This is a genomic window from Caulobacter sp. S45, assembly GCF_009765965.1.
GTDB lineage: Bacteria > Pseudomonadota > Alphaproteobacteria > Caulobacterales > Caulobacteraceae > CAHJWH01.
Genome location: NZ_LMUL01000014.1, coordinates 78,711 through 97,511 on the forward strand (window position 1 = coordinate 78,711; position 18,801 = coordinate 97,511).

At 66.8% G+C, this 18,801-nt stretch carries 18 protein-coding genes; 14 read left to right on the forward strand and 4 right to left on the reverse strand.

Going from position 1 to position 18,801, the window contains the following annotated elements; translation table 11 throughout:
- Positions 1 to 126 precede the first annotated feature (126 nt).
- From GSQ87_RS07555 to GSQ87_RS07600, 10 genes are read left to right on the forward strand one after another with little or no spacing between them, the layout of a single operon-like run.
- Complete coding sequence (locus GSQ87_RS07555) at positions 127 to 900, forward strand: enoyl-CoA hydratase/isomerase family protein (protein WP_158914899.1); 774 nt, start codon at positions 127 to 129, stop codon at positions 898 to 900.
- A gap of 28 nt (positions 901 to 928) precedes the next feature.
- Positions 929 to 1,603, forward strand: coding sequence for a 3-oxoacid CoA-transferase subunit A (locus GSQ87_RS07560; protein ID WP_158914900.1), 675 nt, complete (start codon positions 929 to 931; stop codon positions 1,601 to 1,603).
- Positions 1,596 to 2,264: a 3-oxoacid CoA-transferase subunit B gene (locus GSQ87_RS07565; RefSeq protein ID WP_158914901.1), complete on the forward strand. Its 669-nt coding sequence runs from the start codon at positions 1,596 to 1,598 to the stop codon at positions 2,262 to 2,264. Before GSQ87_RS07560 ends, GSQ87_RS07565 begins: the two co-directional genes overlap by 8 nt.
- Positions 2,261 to 3,139, forward strand: a complete 879-nt coding sequence (locus GSQ87_RS07570; RefSeq protein WP_158914902.1) for an oxaloacetate decarboxylase — start codon at positions 2,261 to 2,263, stop codon at positions 3,137 to 3,139. Before GSQ87_RS07565 ends, GSQ87_RS07570 begins: the two co-directional genes overlap by 4 nt.
- Entirely contained in the window at positions 3,136 to 4,296 is a 1,161-nt protein-coding gene (locus tag GSQ87_RS07575; protein ID WP_216839123.1) for a thiolase family protein, read from the forward strand. Before GSQ87_RS07570 ends, GSQ87_RS07575 begins: the two co-directional genes overlap by 4 nt.
- Positions 4,297 to 4,307: 11 nt before the next feature.
- Positions 4,308 to 4,718 carry a Zn-ribbon domain-containing OB-fold protein gene (locus tag GSQ87_RS07580; RefSeq protein WP_158914903.1) on the forward strand — a complete coding sequence of 137 codons (411 nt, stop codon included), beginning with the start codon at positions 4,308 to 4,310 and terminating at the stop codon, positions 4,716 to 4,718.
- 4 nt (positions 4,719 to 4,722) lie between these two features.
- Entirely contained in the window at positions 4,723 to 5,892 is a 1,170-nt protein-coding gene (locus GSQ87_RS07585) for a thiolase domain-containing protein (RefSeq protein ID WP_158914904.1), read from the forward strand.
- Between the two features lie 10 nt (positions 5,893 to 5,902).
- Positions 5,903 to 6,313, forward strand: a complete 411-nt coding sequence (locus GSQ87_RS07590) for a Zn-ribbon domain-containing OB-fold protein (RefSeq protein ID WP_158914905.1) — start codon at positions 5,903 to 5,905, stop codon at positions 6,311 to 6,313.
- Positions 6,310 to 8,040, forward strand: a complete 1,731-nt coding sequence (locus GSQ87_RS07595; RefSeq protein WP_158914906.1) for a dihydroxy-acid dehydratase — start codon at positions 6,310 to 6,312, stop codon at positions 8,038 to 8,040. Before GSQ87_RS07590 ends, GSQ87_RS07595 begins: the two co-directional genes overlap by 4 nt.
- A gap of 32 nt (positions 8,041 to 8,072) precedes the next feature.
- Complete coding sequence (locus GSQ87_RS07600) at positions 8,073 to 9,518, forward strand: FAD-binding oxidoreductase (RefSeq protein WP_158914907.1); 1,446 nt, start codon at positions 8,073 to 8,075, stop codon at positions 9,516 to 9,518.
- Between the two features lie 215 nt (positions 9,519 to 9,733).
- On the opposite strand, the gene GSQ87_RS07605 is transcribed toward GSQ87_RS07600, so the two are convergent.
- Positions 9,734 to 10,465, reverse strand: a complete 732-nt coding sequence (locus GSQ87_RS07605; protein WP_158914908.1) for a DUF4286 family protein — start codon at positions 10,463 to 10,465, stop codon at positions 9,734 to 9,736.
- 301 nt (positions 10,466 to 10,766) lie between these two features.
- Here GSQ87_RS07605 and GSQ87_RS07610 point away from each other — a divergent pair, with 301 nt between their 5' ends.
- A complete protein-coding gene (locus tag GSQ87_RS07610) occupies positions 10,767 to 12,173 on the forward strand; it encodes a carbohydrate porin (protein WP_158914909.1) in 1,407 nt (468 codons plus the stop codon).
- A 395-nt stretch (positions 12,174 to 12,568) separates the two neighbouring features.
- Positions 12,569 to 13,267, forward strand: a complete 699-nt coding sequence (locus tag GSQ87_RS07615; protein ID WP_158914910.1) for an AIM24 family protein — start codon at positions 12,569 to 12,571, stop codon at positions 13,265 to 13,267.
- A 62-nt stretch (positions 13,268 to 13,329) separates the two neighbouring features.
- On the opposite strand, the gene aceB is transcribed toward GSQ87_RS07615, so the two are convergent.
- The 3 genes from aceB to aceA form a co-directional block, all read right to left on the reverse strand.
- Positions 13,330 to 14,946, reverse strand: coding sequence for a malate synthase A (gene aceB, locus GSQ87_RS07620; RefSeq protein WP_158914911.1), 1,617 nt, complete (start codon positions 14,944 to 14,946; stop codon positions 13,330 to 13,332).
- A gap of 128 nt (positions 14,947 to 15,074) precedes the next feature.
- The gene (locus GSQ87_RS07625; protein ID WP_158914912.1) at positions 15,075 to 15,278 is read right to left on the reverse strand and encodes a hypothetical protein; all 204 of its coding nucleotides are present in this window, start codon (positions 15,276 to 15,278) and stop codon (positions 15,075 to 15,077) included.
- A gap of 3 nt (positions 15,279 to 15,281) precedes the next feature.
- Positions 15,282 to 16,595, reverse strand: a complete 1,314-nt coding sequence (gene aceA / locus GSQ87_RS07630) for an isocitrate lyase (RefSeq protein ID WP_158914913.1) — start codon at positions 16,593 to 16,595, stop codon at positions 15,282 to 15,284.
- Positions 16,596 to 16,740: 145 nt separating this feature from the next.
- Here aceA and GSQ87_RS07635 point away from each other — a divergent pair, with 145 nt between their 5' ends.
- A complete protein-coding gene (locus GSQ87_RS07635) occupies positions 16,741 to 18,168 on the forward strand; it encodes a short-chain fatty acyl-CoA regulator family protein (protein WP_158914914.1) in 1,428 nt (475 codons plus the stop codon).
- Between the two features lie 16 nt (positions 18,169 to 18,184).
- A complete protein-coding gene (locus GSQ87_RS07640; protein ID WP_158914915.1) occupies positions 18,185 to 18,799 on the forward strand; it encodes a DUF938 domain-containing protein in 615 nt (204 codons plus the stop codon).
- The last annotated feature ends 2 nt before the right edge of the window (positions 18,800 to 18,801 follow it).

An 18,801-nucleotide genomic window follows, 5' to 3' on the forward strand; every position in this document is an offset into this window, starting at 1 on the left:
TGAGCTTATATCAATCGAGACCGCTCCGAAGTCGTTTGACCGCCCCGGACCCGACGCCCATTAATCGCTGAGCGCTGGCCATCGTCCCTAAGACGAGAACGAACAATGCGCACCGGAGGGTATCGCTTGAGGTTGCTGTTTTCCGTCGCCGGCCCGGTGGCGACCATCACCCTGAACCGTCCCGAAGCGATGAACTCCATCGACGCCGAGATGCGCGTAGCCGTGATCGAGGCCTGCAACCAGATCCGTACCGACGAGGCTATCCGCGTGATGGTGCTCACCGGGACCGGCAAGGCCTTCTGCACCGGCTCGGACCTGAAGAACACCATGCCGCCGGATGAGAGCTACGCCAGGGCCGCCTTCGCCGGCGAGGGCGACCGCTCGCTGGCCGACATGATCGAACTCGACAAGCCGATCGTCTGCGCCATCAACGGCTACGCCCTGGCCGGCGGGTTGGAGTTGGCCCTGGCCTGCGACATCCGCATCGCCGCCGACACCGCCAAGTTCGGCCTGCCCGAGGTGGCGATTGGCTCCATTCCCGGCGCCGGGGGCACCCAGCGCCTGCCGCGCATGGTCGGCATGTCCAACGCCCTGCACATGATGCTCACCGGCGAGCGCATCGACAGCGCCGAGGCGCTGCGCATGGGTCTGGTCAGCAGGGTGGTCCCGGGCGACGATCTGATGACCGAAGCCAACGCCATCGCCGAGAAGATCGCCGCCAACGCGCCGTTGGCCGTGCGCGCGGTCAAGCACCTAGTCCATCGCGGCGCCGACCTGCACCTGAAGGCCGCCATCGAGGCGGAGCGGATGGCCTGGGGCGTGCTGCGCAACACCGAGGACCGCATCGAGGGGCGCGAGGCCTTCAAGGAAAAGCGCAAGCCGGTGTACCGGGGACGATGACGCGGATGCGCCAGCACGGGACCGGCCAATGATCGACAAACGCTGCCATGTGGCCGAGGCGTTGAAGGATGTGAGCGACGGGGCCACGGTGATGATCGGGGGCTTCGGGGCCGTCGGCCAGCCCGACTTCCTGATCGACGGCCTGGTCGAGCAGGGTGCGCGCGACCTCGTCGTGGTCGCCAACAACGCTGGCTGGAGCCGCGAGACCGGCATCCCGCGCCTGTTCGATCTGGGCCGGGTGCGCAAGATCGTCTGCAGCTTCCCCAAGAATTCTCCCGCCTTCGACGACCTGTTCCGCGTCGGCAAGATCGAGCTGGAGATCGTGCCCCAGGGCACGCTTGCCGAACGTATCCGCGCGGCGGGGGCGGGCGTGCCGGCCTTCTTCACCGCCACCGGAGTCGGCACCCAGATGGCGGCCGGCAAGGAGGTGCGCGAGTTCGGCGGCAAGACCTATCTGATGGAGGAGGCGCTGCACGCCGACCTAGCTCTGGTCGAGGCCTGGTGCGGCGACCGCTGGGGCAATCTCAGCTATCGCGGCAGCGGGCGCAACTTCAACCCGATCATGGCCATGGCGGCCCGGCTCACCGTCGCCCAGGTGCACGAGACGGTCGATCTCGGCGGCATCGCCCCAGACGAGGTCGTCACGCCGGGCCTTTTCGTCAACCACGTAGTCGATATCAACGGAGTCGCCCGTCATGGCTGAAGCGATCCCGCTCGACCGCGCCGCCATGGCCGCGCGCGTCGCCCGCGACATTCCCGAAGGCTGGATCGTCAACCTGGGCGTTGGTGTGCCCACCCAGGTCGCCGACCACGTGCCGCTGGATCGCGACGTGATCTTCCATTCCGAGAACGGCATCCTGGGCATGGGGCCCGCGCCTACGCCCGAGCAATTCGATCCCTGGCTGGTCAACGCCGGCAAGAAGGCGGTGACGTTGAAGCCGGGGGCGGCCCTGTTCCACCACGCCGACAGCTTCGCCATGATCCGTGGCGGCCATATCGACCTGTGCGTGCTGGGCGCCTTCGAGGTGGCCGAGACCGGCGACCTGGCCAACTGGAGCACCGACTCCAACGACAAGACGCCGGCCGTCGGCGGGGCCATGGACTTGGCGGTCGGGGCCAAGCGGGTCTGGGTGGTGATGGAGCACACCACCCGCGACGGCCGTCCGCGACTGGTGAAGACGTGCTCCTATCCGCTGACCGCGCTGGGCTCCATCTCGCGCATCTACACCAACCTGGCGGTGATCGACGTTGAATCTAAAGGCTTTGTGGTCAGGGAGATGATCCCCGGCATGACGCGGGAGGCGCTGCAGAACCGCACCGAGGCGAAGCTGCACCTCGCCGCCACGACGGAGCGCCTGTCTTGACCCCGAACGCGCGGCGCAAGGCGTTCATGGCCCTGCTGTCGGGCGGTGGCTGCGTGCGGCCGGCCTCTGTGGTCGACCCCCTGTCCATGCGCGCGGCCGAGGACATCGGCTACGAGGTCGCCATGTTGGCGGGATCGGTGGCCTCGCTGGCGGTGCTGGGCGCGCCTGACCTGGCGGTGCTGACGCTCAGCGAACTGGCCGAGCAGGTGCGCCGCGTTTGCCGTAACAGCGCCATCCCGCTGCTGGTGGACGGCGACCACGGCTACGGCAATGCGCTGAGCGCGCGCCGCACCGTCGAGGAGCTGGAAGGCGCGGGCGCCGCCGCCGTCACCATCGAGGACACCGAGCTCCCCGCCGCCTCCAGCGGGCCGGGCCGGCTGCTGCCGATCCAGGTTGCTGGCGCCAAGGTGCGCGCGGCCGTCGACGCCCGCCAGGACCTGGACTTCACCGTCGTCGGCCGCACCAACGCGGCCCTGACCGTTGATCGCGACGACCTTCTGGCGCGCCAGGCGGCGTTCGAAGACGCCGGTTGCCAGGCCATCTTTATCGCCGGCTTGAAGACGCTCGAAGACCTGGACGCCCTGGCCAAGGGGAGGCGTACACCGCTGATCCTGGCCTCCGCCATCAAGGGCGTCGACGACGCCGAGCTCGCGGCGCGCGGCGTGCGGATTCAGCTGCAGGGCCACCAGCCCAGTTTCGACGCCTGGATGGCCACCTACCGTCGTCTCTATCAGCAGCGTCACGGCGACTTTCCCGCAGAGACCGATCCCCGCGTCCTGACCAAGCAGCTCAGCGGCCACGGCCACTACGTGCGGTGGACCGAAGACTATCTCGACGGATCGGCGCCGCCGACAGACACCGGGAGCCAGACGTGACCCGCAACCTTTCCAAAGTCGCCGCAGTCGTGGGCGTCGGCCATACCGATTACCGTGGCGACTGGACCCGCGTGCGCGCCGGCGAGAAGCCGCGCGACTCGGTCGGCTACGGCGCGGACGCCTTCAAGGCCGCCCTGGCCGACGCGGGGCTCCAGGCGTCGGACATCGACGGGCTGATCGTCGGCCCCACCACGCCCTATGAGCGGTTGGGCGAGGTGCTGGGCCTGGACGTGCGCTGGGGCGGGCAGGCCGACGCCATGCTGGGCGTGATCCAGGCCTGTATGGCCATCAACGCCGGTCTCGCGGAAGTCGTGGCCCTGGTCTACGGCAACAACCAGCGTTCGGGCGGCGCCAACTATGGCGGCGACAATGCGGTGGGGGGCGCGTCCTTCCTGTCCTACATCTACCATGCACCCTGGGGCTTCACCTCGCAGGGCGCGCTCTACGCCATGATGTTCCGCCGTTACATGGAGGAGACGGGCCTGACCTCGGCCGAGCTTGGCGAGGTGGCGGTGGCTCAGCGGCTGCATTCCAGCTTGAACCCCAACGCCATCCAGCAGAAGCGGATCACGGTGCAGGACTATGTGGACTCCGCCTTCGTGTGCGAGCCGCTGCACATCTTCGACTACTGCCTGATCAACGACGGCGGCGTGGCCTTGATCGTGTGCGAGGGGGAACGCGCCAAGAAGATCCGCAAGGACCCGGTGACCATCCACGGAGTCGGCCGCTACGACCTGAACAAGGGCGCCACCAGCCTGGAACCGCGCCTGACCAACTATTACCTCCCGGCCCAGCAGGCGGTGGCCGAGCAGGTGTTCGGTGCGGCCGGGATCGGGCCGAAGGATGTCTCCTCCATGCAGGTCTACGACAGCTTCTCCTGCCACATCCCCCTGGCGCTGGAGGGCTACGGCTACTGCAAGGTGGGCGAGGCCGGCCGGTTCATGCGCGAACACGGCATCTCGGTGGAGAGGGGCTTGCCGGTGAACACCAGCGGCGGCCACCTGTCGGAAAGCTACATGCAGGGCTGGGCCCACCAGGTCGAGGCGGTGCGCCAGGTGCGTGGCGAGTGCGGCGAGCGTCAGGTCAAGGACTGCAACTACGTCCACTACAGCTCCGACGTGGCCGGCAAGGCCGTCTCGATCATCTACGGCCGCTGAGGAGAACCGGCATGGCCAACTCCAAGATCGTCATGGGCATCGACGACATTCCCATGTGGGCGAGCATCGACCGCCATCGCCTGGAGCTGCAGACCTGCGACGACTGCGGCGCGATCCGCTATCCGCCCGCCCCGGTCTGTCCCAAGTGCCTGTCGGAGAAGGCGACCTGGACCGCGGTGTCGGGGGAGGGGACGATCATCTCGTGGGTGGTGTTCCACCGGAAGTATTTCGACGACCATCCACCGCCCTACAACTCCACCGCCGTCGAGCTGGACGAGGGGCCGATCATCGTCACCCAGCTGCAGGGCGATGAGCCCGAGGGCAGCTGGATCGGCAAGCGGGTGCGGCTGGGCTATGCTGAGCACGCCGGGCGCACCCAGCATTTCGCGCGTCTGATCGCGACGCCCGCCGGGCAGGCCTGAGCGCGTGGCCCGTCCCGCCTCCGCCTATATCGCCGGCGCCTACGAACTGCCGATGCGCCTCTATCCGGACAAGTCGCTGGCCGAGCTCCAGGCCGAGGCCATGCTGGGCGCGCTGGCCGACGCGGGGCTGGAGCGCAGCGATATCGATGGCTTCTTCTGCGGACCGGACGCGCCGGGCACGGGACCGCTGTCGATCGCCGACTACCTGAACCTCAAGCTGCGCCACGTCGACACCACCAACACCAGCGGCTCGTCCTACACCATCCACGTGGCCCACGCGGCCCAGGCCATCGCTGCCGGCAAATGCGACGTGGCCCTGATCACCCTGGCCGGTCGCCCCCGCAGCGAGGGCCGGGCCAAGGGCGCCCTGGCCCGCACCGATAATCCCCAGCAGCCCGACTTCCAGTGGGAGCACCCGTTCGGCCTGGCGGTGATCAACGTCTACGGCATGACCGCCATGCGCCACATGCACCAGTACGGCACCACCAGCGAGCAACTGGCCTGGGTCAAGGTCGCCGCCTCCCACCACGCCCAGCACAACCCCTATGCGTTGTTCCGAGACCTGGTGACGGTGGAGGAGGTGGCCAACTCGCCCCTGGTGTGCGACCCGCTGCACCGGTTGGACTGCTGCGTGGTCACCGACGGCGGCGGCGCCCTTTTAGTGGTGCGCCCCGAGATCGCCCGCAACCTCAAGCGCCCCCTGGTCAGGCTGATCGGTTCGGCGGAGGCGCCTAAAGGCCAGAACGGCGGCGAGTTCGACATCACCGTTTCCGGCGCGGCCCAGTCCGGCCCGGCGGCCCTGGCCGAGGCGGGCGTGACCGGCGCCGACATCCGCTACGCCTCGCTCTACGACAGCTTCACCATCACCGTGCTGATGCAGCTGGAGGACCTGGGTTTTTGCGCCAAGGGTCAGGGCGGGGCCTTCGTCGCGGACGGAGGGCTGATCTCGGGCGTCGGCAGGCTGGCGGTCAACACCGACGGCGGCGGGCTGTGCAACAACCATCCCGCCAACCGGGGCGGCATGACCAAGGTGATCGAAGCGGTGCGCCAACTGCGCGGCGAGGCGCATCCAGCGGTGCAGGTTCCGAACCTGGACCTCGCCCTGGTCAACGCCATCGGCGGCCAGCTGGCCGTGCGCCACGCCAGCGCCACCCTGGTGCTTGAACGAGAATAGGAGGCCGGCCTTGGCCCAAGCAGAGCGCATTCCCGCCGATCCCAATCCCTCCCCGGAGACCGAGGCGTTCTGGGAGGCGGCCAAGGCCGGCAGGTTCCTGGTGCGGTGCTGCAAGGCGTGCGGCAAGGCCCACTGGTATCCGCGCACCCTGTGTCCCTTCTGCGCCAGCCTGGATACCGAGTGGATCGAAGGGTCGGGCAGAGGGACGATCTACAGCTACAGCTATATGCGCAGGGCGACGCCGCCCTTCGTCATGGCCTATGTCGCCCTGGCCGAGGGGCCGACGATGATGACCAATATCGTCGACTGCGATCCCGAGGGCCTGCGCATCGGCGACGCGGTGGAGCTGGCCTTCCGCAGTAGCGAGGGCGGGTTCGCCGTCCCTTGCTTCCGACCGAGCGGCGTCGGGGCTGCATCGTGAGCGAAAAGCCGCCCCACGGCTTCGCCCGGGGCCTGACCAACTACGGCGACGCGCGCTTCAGCCTGTATCTGCGGCGCTCCTTCGCCAGCTCGATGGGCTATTCGCGCGAGATGCTCGACCGCCCCATCGTCGGCGTCTGCTACGCCGCCGGCGGGTTCAACAACTGCCATCGCCACGTGCCCGAACTGGTCGAGGCGGTGAAGCGCGGCGTGCTGGCGGCGGGCGGCCTGCCGGTGGAGTTTCCCACCATCACGCTGGGCGAAGTATTCCTATCGCCTACCAGCCTGAAGTTTCGCAACCTGATGTCGATGGATGTGGAGGAGATGATCCGCGCCCAGCCGATGGACTCCGTGGTGCTCGTCGGCGGCTGTGACAAGACCGTGCCGGCCCAGCTGATGGGCGCCGCTTCCGCCGACCTGCCGGCGATCCAGCTGGTCACGGGGCCGATGTCCACCGGGCGCTATCATGGCGAGCGGCTGGGCGCCTGCACCGACTGCCGCCGGTTCTGGGGTCGTTATCGCGCCGGCCAGGTCGACGATGCGGAGATCCAGGCCGTCGAGGGGCGTCTGGCGACCACGTCGGGCACCTGCGCGGTGATGGGGACCGCCAGCACCATGGCCGCTATCGCCGAGGCGCTCGGCATGATGCCGGCTGGCGCCGCCGCCGTCCCCTCCGTCGATGCAGAGCGCCTGCGCATCGCCGAGGAGAGCGGGAGGGTCGCGGTCGAGCTGATCGCCCATCCCCGCCGCCCAAGCGAGATCATCACCGCCCCGTCGGTAGAGAACGCGTTGCGGGTGCTGCTGGCTATCGGCGGTTCGACCAACGCCATCCTGCACCTGACCGCCATCGCGGGGCGGCTGGGACTGAAGATCGGCCTGGACCGGCTGAACGCGCTCTCCGACACCACCCCGGTGCTGGTCAACCTGAAGCCGACCGGCGATCTGTATATGGAGGACCTAGCGGCGGCGGGCGGGATACCGGCGGTGATGCGCGAGCTGCGCCACCTGCTGCACCTGGACTGCCTCACCGTCACCGGCGAGACCTTGGCCGAGCGGCTGGACCGGTGGGACCCTTGGGTCGACCGCGCGGCCGTGCGCCCCTTCGCCGACCCGGTGGACCCGCAGGGCGGCTTGGTGGCCCTGTTCGGTAGCCTCGCGCCGCTCGGCGCCATCCTCAAGCGCTCCGCCGCCGATCCCGCCCTGTTCGAGCGCGAGGCGCGCTGCGTGGTGTTCGATTCGCTGGAGGACCTGGCGGACCGGATCGACGCGCCCGAGCTGGACGTCACCGCCGACGACGCCCTGATCCTGCTCAACGCCGGCCCGCGCAGCGCCTCGGCCATGCCGGAGGCGGGCTATATCCCGATCCCAAGGAAGCTAGCGGAGCAGGGAGTCAAGGACATGATCCGTATCTCCGACGCGCGCATGAGCGGCACTGCCTTTGGCACGGTGATCCTGCACGTGGCGCCGGACGCCGCCTCGGGCGGCCCGATCTCCCGCATCCGCACCGGCGACCGCATCGCGCTGAGCGTGGCCAAGCGCAGGCTCGACCTGCTGGTGTCGGAGGAAGAGCTGGCGGCGCGCACGCCCTTGGCGGATCTCACCATGCAACAGGTGCGGCGCGGCCATGACTGGCTGCACGCCCGCTTCATCACCCAGGCCGACGAGGGTTGCGACTTCACCTTCCTGCGCGGCGAAGGCGAAACGGCTATCTCGGATGTGGACGGCTGAGCGGCGCCGTTCGATCCGTGCAAAGGTAGGCCATGTCCTCGACCCCGACTTCGGAGCTGATCGCCCGCCTGACCGGCGTGGTCGGCGACGCCGGCCTGATCCTGGACGCGCCAGGCAAGGCGCCCTTCCTGCGCGATTGGCGCGACGTCTTCCACGGGCAGGCGGTGGCTGTCGTGCGGCCGAAGAGCACGGCGGAGGTCGCGGGCGTGGTGCGAATCTGCGCCGAGTTCGGCGTCGTCATCACCCCGCATGGCGGCGGAACCGGGCTGGCGGGCGGGGCCACGCCGCTGGATGCGCCGGGCCAGATCGTGCTGGCTCTGGATCGCATGAACCGGGTGCGCGACCTGGACATTGTCGACAATGTGCTGGTCGCCGAAGCGGGGTGCGTGCTGCAAAGCCTGCAGGTGGCCGCCGAAGAGGCCGGGCGGCTCCTACCGCTCAGTTTCGCCGCCGAGGGCAGCGCCCAGATCGGCGGGGCCATCGCCACCAACGCCGGCGGCGTCAACGTGCTGCGCTACGGTTCCGCGCGCCAGTTGGTGCTGGGGCTGGAGGTGGTGTTGCCTGATGGCGCGGTGCTGGATCGCCTGCGTCGCCTGCGCAAGGACAACGCCGGTTACGACCTCAAGCAGATGTTCATTGGCTCGGAGGGCACGCTGGGGATCATCACCGCTGTCAGCCTTCGGCTGTTCCCGCGCCCGGTGCAGACCCAGGCCGCCGTGGTCGCCGTCGGCGGCCCCGAGGCGGCGGTGGAGTTGTATGTGCGGCTGAATGCGGAGATGGGCGAGTTCCTATCCAGCTTCGAGCTGATCTCGGCCGCCGCGTGCAAGGTTTCGCTGGATCACCTGCCCGACGCCAACTGGCCGTTCCGCGGCGGCTGGAGCGTGTTGGTCGAGGTCGCCACCAGCAGCCCCGAGGTTCCGCTGGCAGATATCCTCGAGGCGGCGCTCGGCCGCGCGCTGGAGCACGGCTGCGCCGAGGACGCCGTGATCGCCCAGACCCTGGCCCAGGGCCAGGGCTTCTGGCGCGTGCGCGAAGGGGCGTCGGAGGGCGAACGCGCGGCGGGCAAGAGCGTCAAGCACGATGTCTCCACCCCGATCTCGAGGATACCGGCCCTGATCCGGGCGGTGGAGGCAGGCCTGGCGGAGCGCTTTCCCGGCGCGCGGCCGAACATCTTCGGTCATGTCGGCGACGGCAACATGCACGTCAATGTCATCCTGTCGCCCGCGCAGGCGAACGACCCACAGGCGCCCGAGCGCATCAACCGCCTCGTGCACGACCTGATCGCGGCCGAGGGCGGGAGCATCACCGCGGAGCACGGCGTCGGGCAATACCGGATCGCCGACCTGTACCGCTACACCTCGCCGGTGGACATGGGGGTGATGGAGCAGTTGAAGCGAATGCTCGATCCGGCCGGGTTGATGAACCCTGGCAAGGTGATTTCAAGCGCAGCCGCCGTCGATGGCGGCGCAACGCACTGAGTACACCTCATCGCGCCCAGGTTTATCGGAATGTCCGCCAAGACTATGTCGTATGAGAGGTCCACCCCTTCGGCGCGGCGGCGTGCGCTCATCCCATCGCTTTCTGTGTCGCTATCTCACAGAGGATGGCCAGCTAGGCCATGTCGATCGAGGTGGAGACGGTGGGCGCCCTTACAATTTTGGGCGAAAATCTCAAGCACGTGAAAATTTTGCCGCTATTTTTTTCGCCTGTAGTAGCGGCTGATGCTCGTCGCCATGTCGAAGTCAGGGCCGGGTCGGGTGACGCCCGTTGCAAGGCGCCGCTTTACTTCAGTGATCGTGGCCTGAAGATCTGCGCTTCGCAGGATGAAACGGACGGCGTAGCGTGGGAGCCGAAATGCACTTGGCGTAAGGTTCGAGACAAGCTCGAAGCGCTGTCCGGTCTCAAATCCAGGGATCTTCAAGACATCGGGTAGGTGTTCGGTATCGTACCATCTGTTGAATTCAGCATCGCGGCCCGCCTTGGCGTTCGACAGCACGATCAGATCGAACGTTCGCATCCGGGCGGCGGGACCTTCAGGCGCCTTGGCCGGAACGCCAGGCGCCATAGCTTGGACGAGGGGGCCGATCTTGCGGTAGAGGCCGACCACGGTGGACGACCCTTTGGGCCTTGGCCCAGCCGTCAGGCTCGCGACCCTCCGGCAGGGTAGCGTGTAGAGGCTTAGCTGGGGGGGCGGCGTCGCCCCATGCGAGTTGTCGACCTCCAGTTCGAGCACGGTCGGCTTCACCCGGCTCAAGATCGCCGGCGATAGCTTTGCTGCGGCGGGATCTGCGGCTTGGCCGAAGGCCAGGACCGTCAGATCGGGCCACCCCGCGCGACACGCCGTCGCCCGTGCTTGTCCGGCAAGCGTCAGCACAACAAACACCGAGAGTGTTAGATATTCAATCGCCCCGTATTTCGCTTTCAATTTTCTCACCATTGAGTGAAGAATCGGAAAAGGTGCTGATATAGCCATCCAATATCTATCCATCATTGTTATATTGGTATGAGTCGATGTCCAGGGCGTGCTGAATTTCCAATCATATTTAGTGTGATGATTGAGATAGGCTCACGCGAATTGTGACGGTTTCTCGTTTGACCGGCCGCCACCTGAGCGTCATCTCCGCAAAAGACCATTCGTTGGAAAAACGAACTCCCTCCGCATCCGGGCGGCGACAGGCGCGTGTCGTGGCCGGTTGCAAGAGGGCCGGAGTCATAGGGTGATAGATTTGCTTTCCAGTAAGATCGTCGGGCGTGAATTTGGCGTCGAGGTTCGCAATCTCGGCTTGGTTTTGATGATGACCGTTTGTCTGCCGACCCTGGCGACCGCGCAGCAGGCGTCCGATCCTCCCACCGCAAACACACCGCCGACGGCGCTGGCCCCGAGTGTGACGACGGACGCGGACACGGACCCGGATAAGATTTACGAGAACGTGCGGATCAAGGGGTACGACATTCCGCTACCTGGACCCTCCGACACGATCGAAGGCGATGCGGGAGGCCTGCGGGAGCGCCTCGCGTCAGTCGGGATTGGCTGGTTTGGCTATTCGCCGACCAACGTCTTCTACAACGTTCTCGATGTGCCGCGCGGCGGAACCCAGGTCTACTCTGGCCAGAAATTCACGGTCGGCTCCGGGACGCCCTTCATTATGACCTACGATCTTGGACAACTCGGGCTGGGCGACGCCCAAGTGGCTGCAGGTTTTCAGGCTTTCGACACGAACTGGAATCCAAGCGGCCCGCGAGGGTTCAGCTTAGCCACGTTGACCGTATACAAGAGTTTTTTCGACAAGATGATCGAGGTCAAGGCCGGCTACATGGCTAATGGTTTCGAGTTCTACAACCCGTATATCGCCGGCAACTTTGCGGCTGGTGTCTTCGGGACGAGCGCGTCGGTCCCAGCCGAGGTCGGACTTTCGACCACCTCCTACACTAAGCCGGGCATGAATATTAAATTCAATCTTGGCCACTTCTACGACAAATTCGGCGTGCAGTCAGCCATCAGCCCCGATGGCACCGTGACAGAGAAGATGCAGAATCCGACCGGGTTCAAGTTCAGCGTCGATCATGCCGGAACCTTCTACATCGACGAAATGGGCTACCGAACCGACAGCGGCGTCGACCAAAAACAGAGCTGGTTCCGCGCCGCCCTGATGAAGTCCACTAGCGAGTACACCAATGCGCTGAACACGCAGCGGATTCGAGGGCAATGGGGCGTATACGTGCTGGGCGATCAGCAGCTGTTTCAGATTTCCAACGCCAAGGGCTCCGCCTATCGCGGAGTATACGCCGGCTTCTCCGCCATGTATGCACCGCCATCGATCAACAGATTTAGCCAATATTACGAAGCCCGCCTCTACGGCATTGGCCTGTTGAAGAGCCGCCCGCACGACATGATGTCGTTGATCCTGGCGAACAACGTCTTCAGTGGAGATTATGTCGATAACGTCAGAAGCAGCGGCGGCCTAGCCCATGGTGACGCACAGTCCGCGACAGTTTCCTATACGGCGCACGTCATTCGAGGCATCACCTTGGGGTTCGGCCTTGGCTACACCGACCATCCGACCCCGATCAATTACACTAGTGAGACCGGACACGCATTGACGGTCATTTCAAACGTGGTTTTCAACTACTAAAGCGGCAGCGGGCTTAGCCAAAGTCAATCAGCATCGCCATCTCATCAGCCGGAATTATTACAAGGAACGACGCTCCGCTGCGTTGGCGGAGTAGGGAACCGCGTCATCGAGGACAAAGAGGGCGGCAAAGGCCCTAACCTTTTAGGACGCCGGGGTGGATCGGCCACACCAACGCCACGTGCGGTTCGGGCGCCAAAGGCTTCCTCACAGCGGCCGTGGTGAACGAGGAAGAAGCTCGCAATCATCCTCTAATTGGGTAGGCGGCGCTTCGCTCCACCGCCCGCCATCCGTTCAAGGGTCGTATGCGTTCCGCTGGCGGTGAGCCGCCGGAGCCGTGGACGGCGATGGTCCAACGGGCGTAGCTTCCATCAGGACGACACTTGGAGCCTACCGCGATGGTCGATCTTCCCCGCCTGATGCCGACTCGAGCTACCGCGGAGACGTTCGGCGGCGTCACCTATCACATCGATGGCGAGCTGGTGCCGGTCTTGACCGTCGACGTCAGCCGAACCCCGATCTATTTCGAGCACCACATCCTGCTCTGGAAGCACCCCACGGTGCGGATCGGCCTGAAGGCCATGGGCGGGATGCTCAAGCGGATGGTCGCCGGGATGCAGGTGTTCGTCACCGAGGCGTCCGGCGACGGGATGATCGCGTTCAGCCGCGACGGACCCGGCCACATCGTCTCCGTCCACCTGGCGCAGGGCCGGGAGCTGGAGGTCCGCGAACACCAGTTCCTCGCCGCCACCGACGCCATCGACTACAGCTTCAGCCGGGTTCGCGGGATTTCGAACATGCTATTCGGGGGGACCGGCTTCTTCATCGACAAGTTCCACAGCCACCGTGGCGACGGCATCCTCTGGCTGCATGGCTATGGCAACGTGTTCGAGAAGGAGCTCGCGGCCGGCGAGTCGATCGACATCGAGCCGGGCGGCTGGCTCTACAAGGAGCCGTCGGTGCGGATGGACACGGTGGTCGATCGGCTGACGTCGAGCATGTTCGGGGCCAACATGAACCTGATCCTGAACCGCTTCACGGGGCCGGGCCGCGTCGGCATCCAGTCTATGTACGTCCACTACGTCACGGAGACCTAGGCGAGGCGCGTGGACGTCCTAGTCGCCGGCGGTTGGGATCGCGGCGTCGAACCGCGACCTGTTCACCCCAGCTGCGACATGGCCGGTACAGTCAGGAACTCTTCGAACGTGGGCTCCGCGCAAAGGGTGCGGAACAGGGCCGTGGCCGCCTCGAAACGGCCCGCGTCGTAGACCGGCGGCGTCAGGGCGTGGCGAAGCTTGTCCAGTTCGTCGGCGAGCAGCTTCTCGAACAGCGACGGCGTGACGGGACGGCCGTCGTCCAGCGGCGCGCCGAGCTTGAGCCACTGCCAGGTCTGGGCGCGGCTGATCTCGGCTGTGGCGGCGTCCTCCATCAGATTGTAGAGCGGAACCGCGCCGCGCCCGCGCATCCAGGCCTCGATGTACTGGACGCCGACACGGATGTTCTCGCGCAGGCCGTCCTCGGTACGCGCGCCGGTGTGGACCTCCAGCATCTCGTGGACCTCCAGCATCTCATCGCGAGTCGCTTCGCGCTCTGGGATGGGTCGATCGAGCTGGTTGGGTCGCGGCATCAGGCGGTCGAACACCTCCATGGCCACGGGCACGAGATCGGGATGCGCCACCCAGGTCCCGTCGTGACCGTCGCCAGCCTCGCGCTCCTTGTCGGCGCGCACCTTGGCGAAGGCCGCGGCGTTGGCGGCGGGATCGCCCTTCACCGGGATCTGGGCCGCCATGCCGCCCATGGCGAAGGCCCCGCGGCGGTGGCAGGTGGCGATCAGGCGCAGCGAATAGGCGCGCAGGAAGGCGCGGTCCATGGTCATGACCTTGCGGTCAGGGGTCAGGCGCTGCGGCTGGCGACCGAGGCGCTTGATGTAGGAGAAGATGTAGTCCCAGCGCCCGCAGTTCAGCCCGACGATGTGCTCGCGCAGCTCGTAGAGGATCTCGTCCATCTCGAAGGCGGCGGGCAGGGTCTCGATCAGCACCGTGGCCTTGATGGTCCCGACCGGCAGGCCGAGCGCCGTCTGGGCGTGGACAAAGACCTCGTTCCACAGCCGCGCCTCCAGATGGCTTTCAAGTTTAGGCAGGTAGAAGTAGGGGCCTGAGCCTTGGGACAGCGCAGCCTTGGCGTTGTGGAACAGGTACATGCCGAAATCGAACAGGCTGCCTGAGACCGGCTCGCCGTCCACCTGCACGCGCGGCTCGGGCAGGTGCCAGCCACGCGGACGGATGATCAGCACCGCCGGATCGCCCTTGAGCGCGTAGGTCTTACCGGACACGGGGTCGACGAAGCTCAGGCCGCCGGACCAGCGGTCCTTCAGGTTGATCTGGCCTTCGACGATATTGGCCCAGGTCGGGGCGGTGGCGTCCTCGAAATCGGCCATGAACACCTTGGCCCCCGCGTTCAGGGCGTTGATGATCATCTTGCGGTCGACCGGGCCGGTGATCTCCACCCGCCGGTCCAGCAGGTCGGCGGGGATGGGTCCCACCCGCCAGTCGCCGGCCCGGATATGGGCGGTGTCGGGAAGGAAGTCCGGCGCCCCGCCGGCGTCGTACAGCGCCTGATGCTTGGTCCGCATGGCCAGCAGGTCGCGGCGGCGGCGGTCGAAGCGGCGGTGCAGGTCGGCCACGAAGGCCAGGGCCTCGGGCGTCAGCACCTCGGCCGAGCGGCCCTCCGCCGGCGCCACGACGACTGCGGGAAGGTCTGCGGTGTCGAGCGGCATACGGACCTCGTCTGGGGGAGTCTGGGAATGTGTAAGGACACGAGCCTGTCATCCGCTCATTCCCACAAAGGCGGGAATGAGCGGATACGAAAAGAACCGTGACGGCTTCAGCGGCCCCGGTATTGGCCTCAGTTCGGCAGGACGAGGTGCTCGGACGCGATGCTGAAGCGCGCCGTCGCCCGGCTGGAATGCTCGCGGGAGAGCTGCTTCCAGACCGCCTTGGCCTCGTCGCGGCTCTCGAACGGACCTTCCACCTGGCTGCCGCCGCGAAGGGCCTTGAAGCCGGTGCAGGTGTAGTCCCCGCCGATGACCCAGAAACGTTCCTTGCTCATGACTCAGACCTCCTGAAGTTGCAGGCCGGCGATTTCCGGCGCTTGGGTTTTCTTGAACTGGGCCGTCTCGGTGGAGGCGGCCATGGCGGTGGTGGACGAGCGGCCAGCGGCGATGGTGGTCGCCACCTTGTCGAAGTAGCCGGTGCCGACCTCGCGCTGGTGGCGGGTGGCGGTGTAGCCGTCGCCCTCGGCGGCGAACTCGGCCTGCTGCAGCTCCGAATAGGCCGCCATGCCGCGATCGCGGTAGCCCTGGGCCAGCTGGAACATGCCGTGGTTCAGGCTGTGGAAGCCCGCCAGGGTCACGAACTGGAACCTGTAGCCCATGGCCGCCAGCTCGCGCTGGAAGGTGGCGATGGTCTGCGGGTCGAGCTTGGCCGCCCAATTGAATGAGGGGCTGCAATTGTACGCCAGCAGCTTGCCCGGATACTGCGCATGGATCGCTTCGGCGAACCGGCGCGCATCGGCGAGGTCCGGGTGCGAGGTCTCCCACCACAGCACGTCCGCATACCGGGCGTAGGCGAGGCCGCGCGCGATGCAGGCGTCCACCCCGTCGCGGACGTGGAAAAAACCTTCCGGCGTGCGCTCGCCGCTGAGGATGAACGGCCGGTCGCGCTCGTCCACGTCGGAGGTGATCAGCTTGGCCGACTCCGCGTCGGTGCGGGCGATGATCAGGGTGGGCGTGCCCATCACGTCGGCGGCTAGGCGCGCGGCGATCAGGTTGCGCTCGTGGGCGGCGGTGGGGATCAGCACCTTGCCGCCGAGGTGGCCGCACTTCTTCTCGCTGGCCAGCTGGTCCTCGAAGTGGACGCCGGCCGCGCCCGCCTCGATGAAGGCCTTCATGATCTCGAAGCTGTTCAATGGGCCGCCGAAGCCGGCCTCGGCGTCGGCCACGATCGGGGCGAACCAGTCGCGCTGGGCGCCCCCCTCGGCATGCTCGATCTGGTCGGCGCGCTGGAGCGTGCGGTTGATGCGGCGGCAAAGCTCGGGCGCGGCGTTGGCCGGATATAGCGACTGGTCCGGATACATGGCGGAGGCGGTGTTGCTGTCGGCCGCCACCTGCCAGCCGGACAGATAGATCGCCTTCAGCCCCGCGCGGACCATCTGCATGGCCTGGTTGCCGGTCATCGCGCCCAGCGCGTGGACGTAGGGCTCGTCGTGCAGCAGCTTCCAGAGCTTGTTGGCGCCACGCTCGGCCAGGGTGTGCTGGATCGGGAAGGAGCCGCGCAGCGCCTCCACCTCGGCCACGGCGTAGGGACGCTCGACACCGTCGTAACGGCCCGCGGGGGCGTTGGGGACGAGGGCTTCGAAGCTGCTCATAAGATGCTCCTTGAAGGTCGACGTTCCGACCGTTGTGAGCATCTAACGAGCTGGGTGAGCGTATGTAACCCTATGAAAAATCTCAAAATGCCAATCTGAAAATCTATATCTAGTCATACATGTAAAATTCCGACATATTTACGAAATGGCCGAGCGATCCGACCGCAAGCTGTTCCTGGGCGCACGCATGCGACGGCTGCGGCGCGAGCTGGACCTGACGCAGACGCGGATGGCCCAGGACCTCGGCGTGTCGCCAAGCTATCTCAACCTGATCGAGCGCAACCAGCGGCCGGTCACGGCCCAGGTGCTCCTGCGCCTGGCCGACGCCTATGAACTGGACCTGCGCAGCTTCTCCGCCGAGGCGGAGGCGGGCGGCGCCAGCCTAGTGGAGATCTTCGCCGACCCTTTGTTCAAGGACCTCGCGGTTTCCCGCCACGAGATTTCGGAACTGGCGGAGAACGCGCCAGGCGTCGCGGAAGCCGTGGTGCGGCTCTACCAATCTCACCTCGATCGCCGCCGCCTGATCGAGCTTGGCGATGTCCAGGCAAAGGGCGGCGAGGGGGCCTCGATCGCCACCCCGTCCGACTGGGTGCGGACCTTCATCCAGAGCCAGCGCAATTTCTTCCCCGAACTGGACGAGCGCGCCGAGGCCCTGGCGCATGAGCTGGACGCATCTTCCGCCGAGGTCCGCGCCGTGGAGGTTCGCCAACGCCTGCAGACCCGGTTCGGCATCCGCGTCCAGGTGGCCACGGCGGAGCTAATGCAGGGCGAACTGCGCCGCTTCGACCTGCATCGCAAACGCCTGTTCCTGTCCGAGTTGCTCGGCGGTTCGGGGCGGAGCTTTTCAGCCGCCTATCAACTGGCCCTGCTGGAATTCGCCGAGTCGGTGGCCGCCCTGGTCCAGCGCGCTGCGCCGCCGGACCCGGCCACGCGCAACCTGCTGCGGGTGTCGCTCGGCAACTATCTCGCCGCCGCCATCCTTGCGCCCTATGGCGATTTCCACGCCGCCGCCGAGGCGCAGGCCTACGATCTCGGCCATCTGTGCGTGCGGTTCGGGCTCAGCTTCGAGCAGGCCTGTCACCGCTTGACCACCCTTGGTCGGCCGGGCGCGCGGGGCGTGCCCTTCTTCATGATGCGTATCGATCCGGCCGGGAATGTCTCCAAGCGCTTCGCCGCCGACGCCAGCTTCCCGTTCGCCCGGTTCGGGGGCGGGTGCCCGCGCTGGAACCTGCACGGCGCCTTCCGCACCCCGGGCCGGATCGTCACCCAGATCGTGGAGACCCAGGACGGCGTGCGCCACTTCACGCTGGGCCGCACCGTCCGCCGCGCTGGCGTCGAAACGGGTGAGGACGATCTGGCGGTGGGCCTGGGTTGCGAGATCAAGCACGCCGCCCGGCTGGCCTACGCCCGGGGCCTCGACCTGAACTCCCCGGCGGTGATGCCGATTGGACCGACCTGCCGTCTGTGCGAACGGCAGGACTGTCCCCAGCGCGCCGCTCAGCCGGTCAGCCGGACGCTGCTGGTGGACGAACATCGCAAGTCGATCTCGCCCTATCCGTTCGCGAACGCCTGACGCTATACCTGCGCCTATGTCCGATCCCCCCTCAGGCGCCGCTGTCTCGCCTTCGACCGCCCGCAATCGCGATCCCATCCGCGATGTACTCAACTCGCGCCTGCCAGACACCGGCGTCGTGCTCGAGATCGCCGCCGGCGCGGGCGAACACGCCGTCTACAACGCGGCGGCCTTTCCCCATCTCCAGTGGCGGCCGACCGATCCCGATCCCGAGGCGCGGGCCAGCATCGCCGCCTGGCGCCATCACGCCGGCCTGCCCAATCTACTGCCGCCCTTGTCCTTGAACGCCTCCGATCCCGCCGGGTGGCCGGTCGAGCGAGCAGACGCCATCGTCAACATCAACATGATCCACATCTCGCCCTGGGCGGCGACGCTGGGTCTGATGCTGGGCGCTGGGCGGTTGCTGCCACTCGGCGGCGTCCTCTTCCTTTACGGCCCCTATATCGAGCGCGATATCGAGACCGCGCCCTCCAACCTGGCTTTCGATGCAAGCCTCAAAAGCCGCAATCCCGCCTGGGGGCTGCGCCATCTGGACGAGGTGACAGCCCTGGCGGCGACGCACGGCCTGATGCTGGCCGAGAGGATCGTCATGCCGGCCAACAACCTGTCCCTGATCTTCCACAAGACCTGAGC